General features: G+C 56.5%; 14 protein-coding genes and 1 rRNA gene. 5 read left to right on the forward strand and 10 right to left on the reverse strand.

The genetic code is table 11. The annotated features are described in order from the left end of the window. Positions 1 to 142: 142 nt before the first annotated feature. Positions 143 to 1,156 carry a LacI family DNA-binding transcriptional regulator gene (locus JS530_RS09925; RefSeq protein WP_214377004.1) on the forward strand — a complete coding sequence of 338 codons (1,014 nt, stop codon included), beginning with the start codon at positions 143 to 145 and terminating at the stop codon, positions 1,154 to 1,156. A gap of 69 nt (positions 1,157 to 1,225) precedes the next feature. Here the strand turns inward: JS530_RS09925 and JS530_RS09930 are convergent, their stop codons facing one another. Next, complete coding sequence (locus JS530_RS09930) at positions 1,226 to 3,349, reverse strand: alpha-galactosidase (protein ID WP_240541190.1); 2,124 nt, start codon at positions 3,347 to 3,349, stop codon at positions 1,226 to 1,228. 615 nt (positions 3,350 to 3,964) lie between these two features. Beyond that, positions 3,965 to 5,494, reverse strand: a complete 1,530-nt coding sequence (locus JS530_RS09935; protein WP_214377005.1) for an amino acid permease — start codon at positions 5,492 to 5,494, stop codon at positions 3,965 to 3,967. 400 nt (positions 5,495 to 5,894) lie between these two features. Between JS530_RS09935 and JS530_RS09940 the strand changes: the two genes are divergently transcribed. After that, positions 5,895 to 7,373 carry an amino acid permease gene (locus tag JS530_RS09940; protein ID WP_214377006.1) on the forward strand — a complete coding sequence of 493 codons (1,479 nt, stop codon included), beginning with the start codon at positions 5,895 to 5,897 and terminating at the stop codon, positions 7,371 to 7,373. A 209-nt stretch (positions 7,374 to 7,582) separates the two neighbouring features. Here the strand turns inward: JS530_RS09940 and JS530_RS09945 are convergent, their stop codons facing one another. From JS530_RS09945 to JS530_RS09960, 4 genes are all read right to left on the reverse strand, one after another. Further along, the gene (locus JS530_RS09945; RefSeq protein ID WP_214377007.1) at positions 7,583 to 8,539 is read right to left on the reverse strand and encodes a hypothetical protein; all 957 of its coding nucleotides are present in this window, start codon (positions 8,537 to 8,539) and stop codon (positions 7,583 to 7,585) included. A 220-nt stretch (positions 8,540 to 8,759) separates the two neighbouring features. Continuing rightward, positions 8,760 to 9,368, reverse strand: a complete 609-nt coding sequence (locus JS530_RS09950) for a DUF624 domain-containing protein (protein WP_214377008.1) — start codon at positions 9,366 to 9,368, stop codon at positions 8,760 to 8,762. 231 nt (positions 9,369 to 9,599) lie between these two features. Continuing rightward, complete coding sequence (locus JS530_RS09955; RefSeq protein ID WP_033891907.1) at positions 9,600 to 10,442, reverse strand: carbohydrate ABC transporter permease; 843 nt, start codon at positions 10,440 to 10,442, stop codon at positions 9,600 to 9,602. Further along, positions 10,442 to 11,296: a carbohydrate ABC transporter permease gene (locus JS530_RS09960; RefSeq protein WP_214377009.1), complete on the reverse strand. Its 855-nt coding sequence runs from the start codon at positions 11,294 to 11,296 to the stop codon at positions 10,442 to 10,444. Before JS530_RS09960 ends, JS530_RS09955 begins: the two co-directional genes overlap by 1 nt. A 430-nt stretch (positions 11,297 to 11,726) precedes the next feature. Between JS530_RS09960 and JS530_RS09965 the strand changes: the two genes are divergently transcribed. After that, complete coding sequence (locus tag JS530_RS09965) at positions 11,727 to 12,743, forward strand: LacI family DNA-binding transcriptional regulator (RefSeq protein ID WP_214377010.1); 1,017 nt, start codon at positions 11,727 to 11,729, stop codon at positions 12,741 to 12,743. A gap of 512 nt (positions 12,744 to 13,255) precedes the next feature. Here the strand turns inward: JS530_RS09965 and JS530_RS09970 are convergent. Both JS530_RS09970 and JS530_RS09975 read right to left on the reverse strand, forming a co-directional pair. Then, positions 13,256 to 14,602: an ABC transporter substrate-binding protein gene (locus JS530_RS09970; RefSeq protein ID WP_214377011.1), complete on the reverse strand. Its 1,347-nt coding sequence runs from the start codon at positions 14,600 to 14,602 to the stop codon at positions 13,256 to 13,258. Positions 14,603 to 15,043: 441 nt separating this feature from the next. Further along, on the reverse strand, positions 15,044 to 15,757 hold the full coding sequence (locus JS530_RS09975) for a histidine phosphatase family protein (RefSeq protein WP_214377012.1): 714 nt from the start codon (positions 15,755 to 15,757) through the stop codon (positions 15,044 to 15,046). 83 nt (positions 15,758 to 15,840) lie between these two features. Between JS530_RS09975 and JS530_RS09980 the strand changes: the two genes are divergently transcribed. Then, entirely contained in the window at positions 15,841 to 16,218 is a 378-nt protein-coding gene (locus tag JS530_RS09980) for a DUF4235 domain-containing protein (RefSeq protein ID WP_214377013.1), read from the forward strand. Positions 16,219 to 16,962: 744 nt separating this feature from the next. Beyond that, the gene (locus JS530_RS09985) at positions 16,963 to 17,736 is read left to right on the forward strand and encodes a nitroreductase family protein (RefSeq protein ID WP_214377014.1); all 774 of its coding nucleotides are present in this window, start codon (positions 16,963 to 16,965) and stop codon (positions 17,734 to 17,736) included. A gap of 126 nt (positions 17,737 to 17,862) precedes the next feature. Here the strand turns inward: JS530_RS09985 and JS530_RS09990 are convergent, their stop codons facing one another. Further along, positions 17,863 to 18,114 carry a hypothetical protein gene (locus JS530_RS09990; protein ID WP_033891898.1) on the reverse strand — a complete coding sequence of 84 codons (252 nt, stop codon included), beginning with the start codon at positions 18,112 to 18,114 and terminating at the stop codon, positions 17,863 to 17,865. Positions 18,115 to 18,366: 252 nt separating this feature from the next. Beyond that, a 5S ribosomal RNA gene (gene rrf / locus JS530_RS09995) occupies positions 18,367 to 18,480 on the reverse strand; the annotation flags it as partial.

The raw sequence follows: 18,480 nt of genomic DNA on the forward strand, positions 1-18,480 counted from the left end.
TTTCTATGGTTCTGCCCGCTCTCTCGACCTTGAGTTTCACTCTGCGTTGAGGGTTTGGAAAGCAAGTAACTTCAGCATAAAAATAACGTTTTCGGATTGAACCTGATTTGCTTGGTTAGGAAAGTTTTCCTACAATGGCCACGTGACAACTCGTGTTACCTTGCAAGATGTGGCCGATGCCGCCCATCTTTCTCTTGCCACAGCGTCAAAAGCACTGAATGGCACTGGGCATATCGCCGCACATACCAGACGTTTAGTGCAAACCACCGCCCAGGAACTCGGCTATCAACAGCGAACAGCCGCAGAGAAGCGGATCGTACGCCAACAATCCGGGTTGATTGGTTTGGTGTCGGCTGATTTGGAAGGGCGTTTCTCCATGCCAGCCCTCGCCGGGGCGGAGGATACGCTCGGCGTGGCCAATCATGCGGTACTGCTCACGAACTCCCGAGGCGATCCGCAAATCGAGCGGAACCATATCGATCAAATGGCGGCCCGCGGCGTTGATGGACTGCTGATTCTCGGCGGCGAGACCGATGCCCGGCCTCCAGTCAAACCCAGTACCGTATTGGGGATTCCCATTGTGTATGTGTATGCCCCGTCCACGGATCCAGCCGACAGCTCCATCACCGTGGATAACGGTCTGGCCGGGCAGGCCGCGATCAATCATCTACTGGGGCAAGGCCGCACGCATATCGCCATACTGGCTGGACCGGAATATTATGCGGCTACCAAAGATCGCGTCAAAGGTGCCGAACAGGCAATGGCGGAGGCCGGCTTGCGCTTTTCCGCACCTACCCGATACGGCAACTGGCATGAATCATGGGGACGCGTGGCCACCAACCTGCTTATTGAGTCCGGCGAGCAGGTGGACGGCCTCTACTGTTTGAACGATATGTTGGCTCGCGGTGCAATCGAATCATTCTTGGAGCATGGTATTCGGGTGCCTGAGGATGTGGCGGTGATCGGTCACGATAATTGGTCCGTAACCGCCACGGAATGCCGCATCCCCATCACTACGTTCGATAACAACATGCGCGAAATGGGGCGCAAGGCCGCACGCATGCTGCTTTCAGCCATCAAAGGTCGCCCGCAACGCGGTATGACCTTGATGGATTGTTCGCTGATCATCCGCGAATCGACCGTCTCGAAGCGCTAGGCACCAGACAAGACGGCCTCGCGAACGCCTGGGAGAGATCAGGACCTCCCCGAAACACCGCCTTTGCGGTCAGCGAGCGCTTACCGCAAAGGTCCGGGAGGCATACTCCCCGACCGGCACATCCACGTGCAATATGCCGGACTGCGCATCCCAGCTTGTCCGCCACGGCTCCAGCCCGTCCTTCTCGGTTGGAAAGACGGGGGTTACCGACACTTCACGCCCTTGGAATTGCGGCAATCGCAGCGCGCTTTGCGAGCAGAACGGGTCGCGCGCCCATACGGTAATCAACGCGTCGCCTTGGGCGGTGTTCAGGCCAAGCGCCACGACCACGTCATCCCACTTCGGCAATCCCAGCGGCCAGAACGGCGTGGATTGGCCAATCACCGGCTGCACATGTGCTTTATAGGCTTTGATGCCGGATTCGACGAGCGTATGTTGTGCTTCATTCATCCGGTTCAGGTAGCCGGAGAGGAAGAAGCGCCCCAAGAACGTGGTGTTGATGTTGAATGCCGTGGTTTCCGTATCCATGTCGGACTGCGGGTACGCCCAGCTGGCCGCCTGTTCGGGCAGCATCATCATGGGTGCAGCAGCCGCAATGGCAGGGTACAGCATCCAATCCTGCTGGTCGGAGGTGGATTGCACTTGGAAGCGGCTGAGCTGTGCGAAGTCCTCGCGCATGCCACCGGATGAGCAGTTTTCGATGATGAGGTCCGGGTATCGCTGGTACAGGGAATCAATCCAAGCGCTGTAGGCGCGATTATGGCCGAGCAGGCCATCGCCATCACTGTCGGATTGGTAGTCGGTGCCGGCACCTGGGGAAACGTTGTAATCGAACTTGAAGTAGCCGATGCCATACTCCTTGACCAAGCGATCGATCACCGAGTCAAGGTGGGCGCGGGCCGCATCGTCGCGCAAATCAAGCAGATAGCGATCCTGTTCCACCACGCGCTGGCCATGACGCTGGAAGAACGCGGAATCCGGCAGCCTGTCAGCCATCGGGCTCTGCACGCCGATGACCTCCGGTTCAATCCAAATGCCTGGAATCATGCCTTCGGCACGAATGGCGTCAATGACTTCGGTGATGCCGTTCGGGAAACGCTTTTTCGAGGGCAGCCATTCACCCACCGAAGGCCACCAGTTGCCGGTATCGTCATACCAACCGCAGTCGATGACGAAAATTTCAATGCCCACTTCGGCGGCCGCCTTGATGAGCGGCAGTTCCTTTGCGGTGGTCGGGTCACCGTAAATGGTGTTCATGTAATCGTTGAACACCACGCTCGGATGCGCATTGTCCTTATGTGGCAGGCGGAAGGCGCGGCGGTACTTGGTCAGTGCGGTTATGGCTCCATCGAATGTGCCGGCGAGCGCAAACGAAGCCGGTACGGAGGTGAATGTTTCACCTGATTGCAGCACTTTCTCCCAAGCGTGATTCTCACTGGTCGGGCCGGAAAGCGCCACGCCGCCGTCCGTGGTGTCGTCGTGGATCTCCCACCGCCATGCGCCGTTATGCTCGATTTGGAATACCCAAGTCAGACCGAATCGTTGTGATTCCAAGATGCCGAGTGGCGCGACCATGCCGGTGGACCAAGTACCGGTGGAGATTTTCGCGTACTCCTGACGAGAATCGACCGCGGTGATTTCCTGGCTGAATTTCGGCAGCAGATCGCGTACCTTGTTGCTGCTCCACCGGCCTTCGGCGAGCCAATCGAACCGGCTTTCATACAGTTGCCATGCGTCCAGATCGGCGTTCTGGCCAGCCGGAGCACCGAATTCACTGGTCCAACTGGTCACCGAATCAAGAATCGTTGGCTGGTCGCTACCCGAGTTGGTCACATCAACCCAAGTGCGCACCATCGGAGCACTGTCGGCGACCTCATAGTGCACAGCGACATCAAGATGATGCAGCGGATCGGCAAGTGCGATGGTCAGCGTATGGCGCCCACGTTCATCATCATTGGTAGCGGTGTGCGAACGGTAACGCAACGCCGATCCAATGACCGTATGCGTCAGTTTGTTGCAAGCGATGCGGTGGCCGGTACCCGTGGTCATTACATCCACAATCGGGATCCGTTGTTCAAACACGGCTTCCGACTCCCCCATACGAACGGATCGCATCGCTACGAAATCATTATCGTCATAATCAAAGGTCAGTGTTACAGCACCGGCATTCCAAGTAAAGGTTTGAGACATCATCGTGCTCCTGCTACTTATCGTTTCGTCATGCATCGTGCGCGCCGCATTGGCTGAATTTCGCTCGCCGCGTCATGCACTCATACCCATAGGCTATCCATCCGGTTTTCGATGGAATCGGCATCATCGCTTGTAGGAAAACTTTCCTTGGGGAGCGTTCATGCGCAACCAATGCGCGCATCGGCGTCCTGTGTGCGCCATTTTCCGCACACCATCAGATGCCCAGCCAACACTCCCGGACAACCACACACCCTAAGCAGAAACGCCTTATTACCTAGCTTTTGTAACGAACTACGTCTATGCTGAAAGCACCATGATGGCACAGAAGCCATCCCAACGAAGGGGGACCATGATGAATCGTACGCATACACACAAGGTGCTGTTGTGCAGCATAGCCGGATGCACTCACGAGGCAGAAGAGGCGGGGATGTGCAACATGCATTTCACGTCCGCATTGGTGCACGGGGCGCTGCAATACTCCTCTCGCCCGGCGCACAGCTGACGCTCTTAATGCGCTAATGCTCCTGAATTTCTCTCACTGAGCGTCGCTCAGTGAGAGAAATTCAGGAGCATTGCCATCTTTGACGCGAGACCAGCGAATCAAGCTACCGCATCACACTACCGGCCCAGCGCCGCCTTCAAATCACGGTTCTGGAAGCGGTCGTGCAGCAGGCAGTACCCGCCGAACACCACCAGCCACACCAAGCCGGCGATGGCGGAACCGCGCGTATCGTCCGCAAGGAACAGCGTGCAGTAGACAAACACGAAGAACGCAATCGCCAAAGTATTGAGCACCTTCCAAGCCGGCATCACGAAGCCGTCGGCAATGAAGTCGGCGGAGCGACGGTACTTGCGGTGCGCCACCATTGTGAGCACGTAGATGAACACGATCACCGCGCTGGAGGCGGAAGCGAACAGCACGAACGCGCTGGAGATGCCGGGAATCGAATTAATCACCGGGGAAAGCAGAATCAGTGCGGCGGACACCAAGATCGCGCGTGCCGGAACCTGGCGCTTGGAGACCACACCGATCTTCTGGAATGTGGGCGATTCGGAGTCGGCGGCCAGCTGGTAGAGGTGGCGGCCGGCGGAGTAGAGCAGCGAGTTCAATGCGGACGAAGCCGCCGTGATCACCACGAAGAACACGAGCGCGGCCGCCCACTTGAGGCCGGCGTACTGGAACACCATGATGAACGGGGAGGCGAAGGAGCCGTCCTTGTTCGGCTTGAACGTGGTCCACGGCACGATCGCCATAATGGCCAGCAGCGCGCCCACGTAGAAGATGAGCACACGGATGATGATTTCGTTCACGGCCTTCGGCAACACCTTGCGCGGGTTCTGGGTTTCGGAGACGGTCACGCCCACGAACTCAATCATTTCGTAGGCATAGAACACCATCTGGAAGCTCATCAGGAAGCTCAGCCAGCCGTTCGGCGCAATCGAGAAATTATTGGTGATGTTGTCGATTCCGGCGTGGCCTGCGGGCGAGACGCCATCCTGTCCGGTGATCTGCACGGCGTCATAGTGGTAGCCGATCACCACCATCACCACGGCGGTGGCAATCATCGCGCAAATCAGCGTGATCTTGATCATCGAGAACCAGAATTCCGCCTCACCGAACGCTTTGACGGCAATCAGGTTGATGGTCACGAGCGCCGCGAGGAAGCACAGCTCAATCAGCCACTTCCAATGGCTGAGGTCCATGCCGAACGTGTCGAAGAACGTGATGAAATACGTCGAGACGGCCGTGATCTCGCTCATGCCGATGAGCACGAGCACGATCCAGTATGACCAACCGGCGAATTTTCCCCATCCGTTGCCGAGGTAGCGGGTGATGAAGTTGATGAACGTGTGCTGGCTCGGGTCGCGGTACATCAGCTCGCCGATGGCACGCATCAGCAGGAACATGATGATGCCCACGCCGATGTACACGAACACGATGCTCGGGCCAGTCAGCGCGATCGACTTGCCGGAGCCCAGGAACAGGCCGGTGCCGATGGTGCCGCCGATGGCGATGAACTGTACGTGGCGATTATTCAGACCGCGGGCCATCTCATTGTCGTGGTCCAAGCTTTCCACGGATTTCAGCTCGCCAGAACCGCTGCCCGGAGCGTTTGCCGCGCTAGCGGCTGTTTTCGATTCGACCATGCGTATTATCTCTTCCTGGCTTTTCCAGCCTCACCCGCTTGTTCAATGCAAGTTCAAACTGTAGCACTATGCTGTTTACCAAAGCGATACACAAGTTCAAACAGCGATATCGCCCTACAGTCACCCATCAAAAAAGTTCAATTTACGCTGCTGAAAATTGAACTTTTGCAGCCGGCGGCACTGGCCGCACTTGCTGCAGCAGTGCGACTGTCCATAACAAGCCACATCAGCGCGACATCGTAATGAATCCGGCTTACAATGACCCCCATTGCGCATTCTGGCGAACCTTGCACGCGCGCATATGTGCGGCATATGTACGGCATATGCACGGCATATGTGCGCGTGCAGAGTCAGCCTATGTCTGCGCGCGTATGAGCACTGAGAGAAACAGGGAATCATCATGAGTACGAATGAAGCGCCCAGCACCAAGCCGCGCGAAACCGACGACGTGCCGGTGCCGGCCACACTGCGCAAGTCATTGAAAAACCGTCACATTCAGCTGATTGCGCTCGGCGGCGCCATCGGCACCGGCCTGTTCTACGGCTCCAGCGAATCCATCGCGCTGGCCGGCCCGTCCATCCTGCTGGCCTACCTGATTGGCGGCTTCGCCATCTTTATGATTGTGCGCGCGCTTTCGGAAATGTCGGTCGAAGATCCGAAGGCCGGTGCGTTCAGCTACTATGCCACCCGTTACTGGTCCAAGCGTGCCGGCTTCATCTCCGGCTGGAACTACTGGTTCAACTACATTCTGGTCTCCATGGTGGAGCTGGCCGTGGTGGGTTCGTTCGTCAACTATTGGTGGCCGGCGATTCCGACGTGGGTGTCCGCGGCCGTGTTCCTCGTGCTGATCACCGCTGCGAACCTGCTGGGCGTCTCCAAGTTCGGCGAGTTTGAGTTCTGGTTCGCCATCATCAAGATCGTGGCCGTGATCGCCATGATTATCGGCGGCCTTGCGGTGATCGTGTTCGCGCTGCCTACCGCTTCCGGCATCAAGGCGAGCTTCGCCAACTGGTTCACCGTGGGCGGCGGCTTCTTCCCGAACGGCCTGATGGGCCGCGCTTCCGACGGCTCCTGGACCGGCCTCTTGATGGCTCTGGTCGTGGTGATGTTCAGCTTCGGCGGCACCGAGCTCATCGGCATCACTGCAGGCGAGACTGAGGACCCGCGCACCACGATTCCGCGCGCCACCAACGACATCATTTGGCGAATCCTCGTCTTCTATATCGGCGCTCTCGGTGTGATCATGGCCGTGGTGCCATGGAACACCATCGACGGCAAGTCCAGCCCGTTCGTGCAGATCTTCGACTCCGTGGGCATTCACGCAGCGGCCGCCATTTTGAACTTCGTGTGCCTCACCGCTGTGATGAGCGTGTACAACTCCGGCCTGTACGCCAACTCCCGCATGCTGTACTCGCTGGCCAAGCAGAACAATGCGCCGGCATATCTGGGTCGACTCAACAAGCGCGGCGTGCCGGTGGCCGGTGTGCTGACTTCCGCGGTGATTACCGCAATCGCCGTCGTGGTGGTATTCGTCTGGCCTGAGTTCGCGTTCAACTATCTGATGTCGATCGCCACAATCGCCGGCATTATCAACTGGACGATGATCATGTTCACCGAAATGAAGTTCCGCAAGGTGGTTGCCGCCGGCGGCGCTCCTGAGGATACTGAACTCGCCGGCAAGTCCGGTCAGGAAGCACTGGATGCGATTCACTTCAAGCTGCCGTTCGCCAAGGTGACGCCGTGGGTGGTGCTGGCGTTCCTGGCGCTCGTGGTGGTGCTGATGTGCTTTTCCGCCAGCTACCGCGTGGCCGTGATCGCCGGCGTGATTTGGCTGGCCATCCTGTTCGTGGCGTATCAGCTGACGCAGGCCAAGAAGTAGCGCGTAGGCAGTGCGCCATCCCGTCATCCACTTCCGTTTCGGTTTCGTTTTCCTTTTCCGGAATTTCTCTCACTGAGCTCCTCTCAGTGAGAGAAATTCCGGAAAACGATACCCCTTACCCCGCCGCCCTCCTCGGCTCTCACCCCTTTTCCCGAATTTCTCTCGCTAAGCACTGGTCAGTGAGAGAAATTCGGGAAGAGACTGCTGAATTACCGAGTTTTGGGAACACCGGCGCAAAGCAACTTTGACTCCAGCCGACCGGGCGTCACTACATCTTCAAAGAAGATATGCACTATCGCAGTGACACCTTGACTTTTCAGATGGTTCTCGCGTCGCCTCTCATATTCAAGTTTCGCCTGAATACTGGCGCGGCTCTGATTACTGGCATCAGCATATTTGGCCATGCCATCAAACTCCGCCACGATAATACGACCATCGGCCAGCTGCCAACAGCAATCGACCCTATACGGCATTGAAGGATTATCCGGATTATCGAATTCCATTTGGAGCGTGGGGCGCATAAAGCAACGCTCCATGGCCACACCTCTCATCAACGATTCCCCACCGTTCTCACTACGCGGATCCGTATAGGTCAGCAGCCTTCCCACAGCTTGCTCGTAACAAACATATTGCGTTGCAGCTTGTTGAATCTCGTCAACAGTAGTTAATTGCATGCGCAACGCCGAATCATACATAGCTAAAGCTTGGGGGAAAGGAAACATCGCACAATCCAGTAAAGTACGGACGGGAGTCGTAACCAACAGTTCACCGCATTCCTTAACCGGTATTTGATTCATATATATTCGCTGCAGGTGCCGCTCGTCCTTTTTACTTCCTGGGCTTTTATCCGATGCTATATACACCATCCCGTTATGCATAGTGAATGGATGCTGAAGCCCATACGCACATGCGGCGCTCAAGCTTGCAAACACCCATTGCGGATGCATCTTGGCCAATGCTCGGATCGTATGCATCGACCGCTGTTCTACATCCAATCCCTGCCAATATGCACATCGCATATAGAGATTGCAATATGGGGAGACAAGCTCTCCTGCCATCAGACGACGGCGCAGTGCTTGTCTCTGCGCATGATTCCTGCCATAGGCGCAGCGCTGTTCAGTTTCTGCCCGCAGTAGCAATGCGGATATTTCTTTATGCTCTTTCATGTTCTAACGCTATGAGCATCATCACTGCATTATCAAGCGCAACTGGGAAATGTGGATACTATGACGCCTCTACAAGCATTGTGGATAACTCAGATACTGCTCGCGACCTCTCGCATTGGCTTTCTCTTCCGACTGCCAGCTCTGACTCCAACTCCCACTCCGACTCCAACTTCCCGAATTTCTCTCACTGACGAGAGCTCAGTGAGAGAAATTCGGGAAGTCATCTTTTGCCGACGTATGGCTTGAATACGCGCTCGCTGATGGGCACATGAATCATCAGCATGGAACCGTAGCCCAGCACCACCAGCAAAAACAGTCCGCCGGGCATATAGAACCAGCTCGCCACCAACAGCGCCACGAATACCACATCGATTGCCACCAGCACCACTGTGGCAACAATATGGGAGATGCCGAAGATAAAAGCATTCCTCAATGTGCCGCCCACGGTGTTTTCGAATCGGGCTTGCAGCGCGAACACCCATTCGAACCCGATAATCCACAGGATGCTCAGCGCGAACTTAGGAATCAGCAGCGGCGTGATCTGCAGCACAATCCACGAGTAAGCAAGTCCGATGAGCATTGCCAAGAACGGCAGCCACAGCACTGTGGCTTTGGCAAAGTTTGATTTGAACGCTGTGAAGTAGTTGGCAACAACGCCTTTGCCCTCGCCCTCCAACGCTTTGCGGCTGGCGTCCTGCCCGGCTGCGAGCGCCGCGCCAATGGTGATGATGGGAATGGACGTGATCAGCATCAGGAGATTGATGAGTACGCCGTCGACCAGATTGCCCCACGCGCGCATGAATTTGGAGTCGGGCGACAGCCAGTTCATCAACTCTCCTTGTATCGAAACTCATCGATGTGAACTCATCGATGTTTATAGTAGCCGCACATTCCGTTGTTCTTTCCCGAATTTCTCTCACTGAGTCTGACTCAGTGAGAGAAATTCGGGAAAAACAACCAAGCAAGACGATGATGCCGTTGACGCTCGGCTACCGCGTCTCAGCCTGGGGCCTGCTGGAAGCCCACTGGGCTTCCAGCCAAGGGTTAACGGCACTAGCCGTTAACCCTTTACAGCTCCAGCCATAACACCGCTCACGATGTACTTCTGGCAGACAAGGTAGAAGACGATGATCGGGATGATGGCGAGCACCAGGCAGGCCATCATGGCGCCCATATCCACGGAACCATAGCCACCCTTCAAGTACTGCACGGCCACGGAGATGGTCTTGTACTTGCCGAGGTCGAGGGTCAGGTACGGCAGCAGGTAGTCGTTCCAAATCCACATGGCTTCGAGGATGGCCACGGACACGATCGACGGCTTCATAATCGGCACCACGATCTGGAAGAAGATGCGCGGCACGGAAGCGCCATCAATCATGGCGGACTCCTCCAGCTCCTGCGGAATGCCCTTAATCACACCGGTGAAGATGAACACGGCCAAGCCGGCACCGAAGCCGAGGTAAACGATGCACAGGCCCCACGGGGTGTTGAGCTTCAGCATATCGGCGATCTTGGAAAGGGTGAACATCACCATCTGGAACGGCACGATCATGTTGAACAGGAACAACGTGTACAACAGCTTCGCAGCCCAGTTGTTCACGCGCACAATCCACCATGCACACATCGAGGTGCACACCAGAATCAGCACCACAGAGCCCACGGTGATCAGCAGCGTCCAGCCAAAGGATGCGAAGAACTGCGTGGTCTCAACACCGCGCGTATAGTTCTCGAATCCCACGAACGCCTTGCCAGTGGGCAAGGAGAACGCGTTCTTGGAGATGTACGCCTTCTGCTTGAAGGAGTTGATCAGCACCAGGACAATCGGGAAAATCCAGAAGAGCGAAACGACGGTAAACAAAGCAGTCCAGACCGGACCGTGCTTCACAGGCTTGTTCTCGTTCATCAGGCTGCCACCTCCTTGCTCGTAGTGAGCTTGTTCTGAATCAGTGCGATGACCGCCACCAGGATGAAGAACAGCACGGCCTTCGCCTGGCCGACGCCTTCCCAACCCATGCGGCCGTAGAAGGTACGGGTGATGTTCAGCGCCAGGCCTTCAGACATGTTGCTTGGTGCGCCATTGGTCAAGGCGAGGTTCTGATCGTAAAGCTTGAAACCGTTGGTCACCGTCAGGAAGGAGCACACGGTGATGGACGGCATCATCAGCGGGATGATGATGCGGAACATGGTCTGGGTGCCGTTCGCGCCATCCACTGCGGCGGCCTCCAGCACGTCGGTCGGCAGTGCCTGCAGGCCAGCGATGTAGATGATCATCATGTAGCCGATTTGCTGCCAGCACACCAGAATGACCAAACCCCAGAAGCCATAGGAAGCCTTGTAAGTCAGGGCGCGGCCCCAGTGGGCAAGCACACCGTTCAAGAGCAGCAGCCAAATGTAACCCAGGATGATGCCACCGATGAGGTTCGGCATGAAGAACACCGAGCGGAAGAGCGTGGAGCCCTTGATGGCTTTGGTCAGCATGTAGGCGATGGCGAAAGCCACCACATTGATCACAATGGTGGTCACAATGGTGAACGCGGTGGAGAAGCCCAGCGCGTGCAGGAATTCCGGATCCTTCAACGCCTTGGTGTAGTTCTTCAAGCCCACCCATTCACCGTCGGTGACCGTGGTGAATTCGCAGAAGCTCAGGTACACGCCCATAATGAACGGCACCAGGAATCCAATGATGAATGCGGCGAACGTGGGGAGCGCGAACAGCGCCCACCATCTGCGTATCGCCTTACCAGCCATGCTGATCATGACTTCCTCCTCCTTGAGCCCGCTGCACTACGTCGTGCGTCGAAGCGGGACCATCTCAATATCAGCTTTGCTCATGAGAGCTGTTCCATAGCCGCCCTCATGTAAGCCTATGTTTATGGTACGGTGTGCACGCCCTTATGTCAAACGTTGTCATTTCCAGCGTTTCCAATTTAAAAAGTAGCCTTGCACAATCATTGTTTTCACCTACTGAATTGGCTATATTCAGCCACTTTTACTTTGCTATATCGCTTATTACAAACGTTTGCAATACAATCGTTGTCAACACTGCGCAATCAGCCAATCCCATGTACACTTGAATCAGTTTTATCTACACGTACGCATCCGAATACACATCCAGTTGCACATCCGGCTGTGCATTCGGCTATGCATTCGGTTGTGCATCCATTCGTCGAGTCGCAAAAGAGGCCTCATGTCCACGAGCATCCAAGACGTCGCCCAACAGGCCGGAGTGTCCATCTCCACGGTTTCCCGCTCCTTCACCCGGCCGGACTTGGTGTCCGCCAAAACCCGCGAGCGCGTGCTTGCCATCGCCGACAAGCTCAATTTCTCGCTGTCTCGCTCAGCTGCGGCCCTGAAATCCGGCCGTTCGCTGCGCATCGCGGTTCTGATGAGCGGCCATATTCGCCTCTGGTTCACCGCTTCGGTCATCGAAGGACTGAACGAGGTGCTACATTCCGAGGGCTACGACATCTCCATATTCCAGGTTTCCAGCATCGAGGAGCGCAAGGAATTCTTCGACATGCTGCCCGTGCGCCGCAACGCCGACGCGGTGATCGTGGTTTCGTTCGACATCGATAACGACGAAATCGCCCAGCTCGCGTCCGTGGATGTGCCGATTGTGGGCATCAACTCGGTGGATGCGCAGGCTCGCGGGTTCGCCGCCGCCATCAACATCGATGATGCTCAGGGTTCCACATTGGCAGCCCGCCATCTGATCAATCTCGGACACCGTCGCATCGCTTACGTCAGCACTGACCGCGATATTTCGCTGAGCTTCTCCGTGCGCAATCGATTTGACGCCTTCACCGAGCACTGTCGCAGGGAAGGCGTCGAACCGCAGGTCATTGTCTGCAAGGTTGATGCCGACGGCCGCTATGAAATCAGCGATGTGGTCACGCAGCTGATGAGTCTGGATGAGATGCCCACGGCGATTGCCTGCCAGGAGGATGGTATTGCGCTGCCGCTGCTGTTCCAGCTTGAGCGCAACGGTCTGTCAGTGCCCGGCGATGTGTCGCTGATTGGCTATGATGACAGCTTCTATACCGATGACATTGGATTGACGACGATTCGTCAGGATCCGGTGGAGATGGCACGCAAGGCGGCGCGTATGACGCTCGATCTGATTGAGGAAAAGCCGCTCGAGCATCCGTTCGTGACCTGCCCGGCACAATTGGTGGTGCGCGCCTCAACGTCTCGCGTCAAGTAGGTCGCACTGATTAAAAATGGCTTGCTCGAGAAATTACCGCACTGGGACTATGTCAGTGCGGTGAATTCTCGAAATGAACCCTAATCTCGAGAAATTACCGCACTGAGCGGCTGTCAGCGCGGTAATTTCTCGAAAACTCGCGTGGCACGCCGCAAAACGTGCGTGATCCCGCCGCAAAACGCATGTGGCCCCGCCGCTCAGTTGTGAACGACGGGGCCACATGCGTAAGGAGGAGACACAATGAAGTTGGAGTAAGAGGGTTGCGGCGCCTTGTGCGAAGGAGGGTAAAAGGCACAAGGCGCCGCGATGTTCAGTGTCGTTGTAAATCTGTGGAATCTATGGAATCTGTGGATCGCAGCGGCGAAAGCAATCCGTCCATGGGAAGCCCATCAGGGGCATCCATTATGGAATCCGATGGCAATCACCGCTGCTGGCATCACCTCACATTGAATTCAGAGCTATTCAATTCAGAGCTATTCAGAACTATGCAAAGCTCACGAGCCGAAACGGACTCAGTGGGAGGCTGCGTACTCGGAAGCCCAACCGTCCACGAAGGCGGTCTTCACGGCATCCCAGTTGCCGGTGCCCTGAGCGTACTCGAGCAGGGCCTGACCGACCTTGTTCTTCCACTCTTCGGACGGCATCATGGTGAAGTTCCAAGAAACCTGGGTCTTGCCGGACTTCTGATCCTCAACGGCGGCTTCGGTCAGCGGGTTGTCGGACTTGACATCGTCGAAGGTCTTGAACGGGGTAGTGAAGCCCATGTCCTGAGAGAGAGCCTTCTTGCCGGTGTCGGAGGTGATCACCCACTTGAGGAACTCCTCGGTGGCCTTCTTGTCGGCGTCGGAAGCCTTGTCGTTGATGCACCAGTAGTTCTCGGAACCGGTGGCCAGACCCTGCTTCTCTTCGCCCTTAACACCGATGTAGATCGGCATTATGCCCACGGATTCGGCCTTCATGCCGGCCTTCTGCAGGTCGGTCCAAGCCCAGGTACCGTTCTGGTAGAAGGCGGCCTCGCCGAGTGCGAACTCGGAGTTGGCGTCATCGCCGGTCTTGGCGCTCAGCTGCGTGCGATCGGTGGTGGAGTCGGTGATGTACAGGTCGAAGATCTTCTTGTAGTTCGGCAGGTAGGTGCCCTTGATGGTGGCCGGCTGCTCGGTGACCTTGTCCTTCTGGAACTCGTAGTAGAGCGGCAGGTTGGCCAGGTGGGTCTTGAAGCGCCAGTCGGAGCTGGAGTCGAAGCCTGCGGAGGTGAATGCGCCCTGGATGCCGAGCTCGTCCTTGCGGGCCTGCATGTCGTCGGCCACGGCCTTCAGCGTATCGAAGTTGTCGATCTCGTCAATGGACTTGGCCTTGGCACCGTCCAGTGCGAAGTACTTGTTGAGGATGTCCTTGTTGTAAATCAGGCCGTAGGTTTCCATCACGTACGGCACGCCCACAACCTTGTCGCCATCCTTCAGGGCGACGTTTTGGTTGGTGAGTTCCTTGTAGATGTCGGTGTTCGAGAGGTCAGCGGTGTAGCGCTTCCAGTTCTGGTAGCCAACCGGGCCGTTGACCTGGAACAGGGTCGGAGCCTCGGTCTTGGCGATCTCGGACTTCAGCGTCTGCTCGTAGGTGCCGGATGCCGCGGTCTGCACCTTGACCTCGACGCCCTTCTCCTTGGTGTATTCCTTGGCCAGCGCAACCCACTGATCGGCGGCTTCCGGCTTGAAGTTCAGGTAGTAAACCTTGCCCTTGGCGTCGTCGCCGGAAGTGGAGCTTCCGCATGCGGCCAACGTACCAAGAGACATTGCAGCGATGGCGGCCACTGCAACTGCCGACTTAATAGTGCGATTCATCTTCGAACCTTTCCCTTTCATCGAAGCTTCCGTTCGGTTGTTGATTGGAAGCGATGCCGTTAGTAGCACCGTTACAACTATCGACATGCACTATTGTGCAACGGTTCGCACATTTTTGCAAACGATGGCAATGTCGGCGTGCCTTAATCATGCATAATCAGCCCAGTACGACGACAAACACAGCAAAACCGCCGATATTTCAATACTCACCAGCGATAGTCAGCAATGCAAGCGTTCGCAATCATTGAGAACGCAAACATAGTCAGATTATTCTTTAATGACTATTTGCCAAGCTGATTCCGCCCGCCATCGCTATCGTTTGCAACACGCCAGCATCAGCACCAACAGCACCCAGCAAAATCAACACCAGCAGCCGTCAGCACCAGCACCGATATCAGCACCAGCAGCAGTAATAAAAAAGCTCGCCGAACCGACGAGCCATAGGAATCACGCGAGCAGCACTCAGGCATTCCACCGTTCAATCACATGGTCGCCCTTGTACACACTCAGCACCGAATAATGCGCGGTATCCAGCCGCAGCAGTCGTGCGAAGTGCGGATCCACACCCAGCCATTGCGAGGTCAGGATGCGCAGAATATGCGCGTGTGCCACCAGCAGCACATTGCGGCCACTAGTAATCAGCGGCAGAATCTCATCGATGGCACCCTTGGCGCGAGCCGCAGCCTGCTCCAAGGTCTCACCCTCGCCGTTGTGCACATGCACCTGCTCGCCGTTCGGCAACGTTTCTTCCCAGTCGCCTTCCAGCTCCACAGGCAGTGAGCGCGGCCCATCACGCCAAATATCCCACTCGAAACCGCCGGCCTTGCTCAGCTGCTGCCTAGTACGACCTTCCGCGCGGCCATAATCCCACTCAGCGATGCCATCGAGCACACCGCAGCCCTCGAATCCGGCCAACTCCGCGGTCTGACGAGCGCGCTTCAGCGGACTGGAGAACACACACCCCGGCTCGAATCCACGAGGGAACGCCTCGCGCAGACGCTGCCCGGCATCGACTGCCTGCTGGCGGCCGGTTGGTGTCAGAGGAATATCCGTGCGTCCGGTGTGTTGCCCGGATTCACTCCACACGGTCTGTCCGTGACGCAGCAACACCAAATAACCGCAGCCGCCGCGCGATGATTCGACGGCAACAGTGCCGTCCGTAGTATGTTCGCTCATGGCCTCCACTGTAGTCTGTATCCTGTGCAGACTCCACCCACGCCACTCGCCTTTTATGATTCCTTTGTTTTAGACTGATGGTTATGAGTGATGAACCGAACTCCGCAATCTCCACTGAGGCCGATCAGATGATTGATGGGCTGCATCGTATTGATGATGCAGTGAACGCCGCGCGCGAGCGCCGGTTGAACGATCCGGATTCTTTGGGCGACAAGTTCATCAAATCCGCGATTCCGGCGGCTGCTGGCTTCGTAGCCGGCAAACTGTTCCAGAGCCTGTGGAACAAGGGGGTTGCCCAGCGCAATCTGTGCAAGGGACTTGCCGCCGATGCCCCGCAAGGTTGGCTGCTGAGTCTGGCGTTTGCCGCGGCTTCAGCGGCATTTGGCGCTGTGGTTTCGCAGCTGTCCGATCGCGGCTCTCAGGCGTTTGTGGACCGCCGTCATCGTAAAGCTCGTCACTGATTCGCGCGTAGGGGCGTTGCCGTATTGTTCTTGCCCTGCTGATTGGGTTGAGCACGGTAGATGCACCCAGCCCTGTCGAACGGGTCAACCCCTTCCAGCCCCGTCAGTTCAATCACCCTTCCAGCCCCGTCGGCCCAATCACCTTTCAGCACCGTCAGCTTAATCAACCCTTAAGCCTCGTTGGTTCAATCCACCTCTCCGCTTCGTCGGTTCAACCACCCCCTCAACTTCGTCGGCCCAACCATCCCCTCAACTTCGTCGGCCCAACCATCCCCTCAACTTCGTCGGCCCAACCATCCCCTCAACTTCGTCGGCCCAACCATCCCCTCAACTTCGTCGGCCCAACCATCCCCTCAACTTCGTCGGCCCAATCACCCTTCAGCCTCCCCTTTAGCGCGGTAGATTCTCGAAATTTTCCTTGATCTCGAGAATCTACCGCACTGACGATCGCTCAACGCGGTAATTTCTCGAGGCCGCCACTTATTTCGAGAATCTACCGCACTGACAGTCGCTCAACGCGGTAAATTCTCGAAGTCGCCATTTATTTCGAGAAATTACCGCGCTAACGGTCATGCAGCACGGTCACAACTCGCGCGGCATTTTTTTGCGCGGTAAAAACGCACACGGGGATACTATGCAACTGCGATTATCGCCTCTACCGATGTTTGACGGCCAATTGCGCTAATGGTTCGCTCTGAGAGCACTGGTCTTCACCATCAGCTCTCGCCATGCGAGAATGTGCATATGGTTACTAACTCCACTATTGAAGCGCTGCTGAACCGCCGCTCGATTCGTAAATTCAAGGATGAGGCTATCGATGCTGATACCGTCTCCACATTGGAAACCGTTGCACAGCACGCCGCATCCAGCCAGTTCTTGAACGACTGGTCCGCCATTCGCATCACTGATCCGGAACTCAAGGCCAAGATGGCTGAATTCGGTCATCAGCCGTACATCGCCACCGCTCCGCTGCTGTATGTGTTTGTGATTGATGAGCATCGCAATGCGCGTATCGCTGAGCGTAAGGGCATTGATCCTGATTCTGACGCATTCCATCTGAAGTACAGCTATCGCTTTACGCAGGCTCAGAACGACGCTGTATTGGCGCTACACGCCATGGAGACGGCCGCGTATTCGCTGGGTCTTGGCTGCGTGATTTTGGGGTCGATTCTCAACGATATTCCGGGGGTTATCGAAGCTCTGAAACTGCCGAAGTACACGTATCCGGTGCTGGGCTTGGCAATCGGCAAGCCTGATCAGGATCCGGCGCTGAAGCCACGCATGCCTCGAGAGATGCAATTCTTCGACAACGCGTATCCGACCGATGGCGCGGATAGCGACACCCTCACTGCGCTTGATGAGTTCGATGCAGAAGTGCACCAGTACTATGACTTGCGTAATACTGACCGTCCGGTGGACGCGTTCAGCGATCAGATTGCCACAGTCAGCGGCCAGGATGTCAGCCGTCAGACGCTGCTGCCCAAGGCTGCAGCGCAAGGCTTCGAGCTGGATAAGTAACTGGCACGACCGCGGCTTAGCTGAAGGCCGGACAGAACATAACGAAGAGCCCTTGCTGGGAAGCTATTGCAATCCCCGCAAGGGCTCTATTGTATGTGCAGGAGACTAGCTGTTGACTATGTCTCGCTAGCGTCTGCGCGGTTTATATCCACGTTTGCGACTGTGCGGCTTCAGTTCCTGATTGAGCGGAACGTGTTTGTAGCTCAATTGCGGATCGCGATGCGTCAGATGCCAGCAATTGCAGTATTCACAGCGGTATACCCAGAGTTCTGCGCCACGCTCAATAAAGCTTTGATCGGCGGCACGTTGTGCCTGTACCTTGTCGTGGTACATGATTTTGTTTGAGGTCGCGCAACGCTTGGGTGTGAAGTAATGCATAACAGTTTCTCAGTGTAGGGAATGCGTTGACATATCAACCAACGGTGATGGGCTAGGAGGGCAATCCCACATATGCATGTAACTTGTGCGGGACTTCCAGGTTGTAGCGAGTCCGTGCTGGCGTTGTGTGTGGTGTCTGATGTGGTGGACTCGTGGTTGTTGCTGGTTGGTGTTTGGTGTCGGGGGTTCCGGGTGTCGGATATGCGAAGAAGCCCGGTACCATCCATGGTATCGGGCTTTCGTTAAGTGTTAATGCGGCGGCGTGCTACTCTCCCACACCCTGTCGGGTGCAGTACCATCGCCGTGCCAGGCCTTAGCTTCCGGGTTCGGAATGGGTCCGGGCGTCTCCCCTGGGCTGTGACCGCC

The organism is Bifidobacterium colobi, from assembly GCF_018555455.1.
Taxonomy (GTDB): domain Bacteria; phylum Actinomycetota; class Actinomycetes; order Actinomycetales; family Bifidobacteriaceae; genus Bifidobacterium; species Bifidobacterium colobi.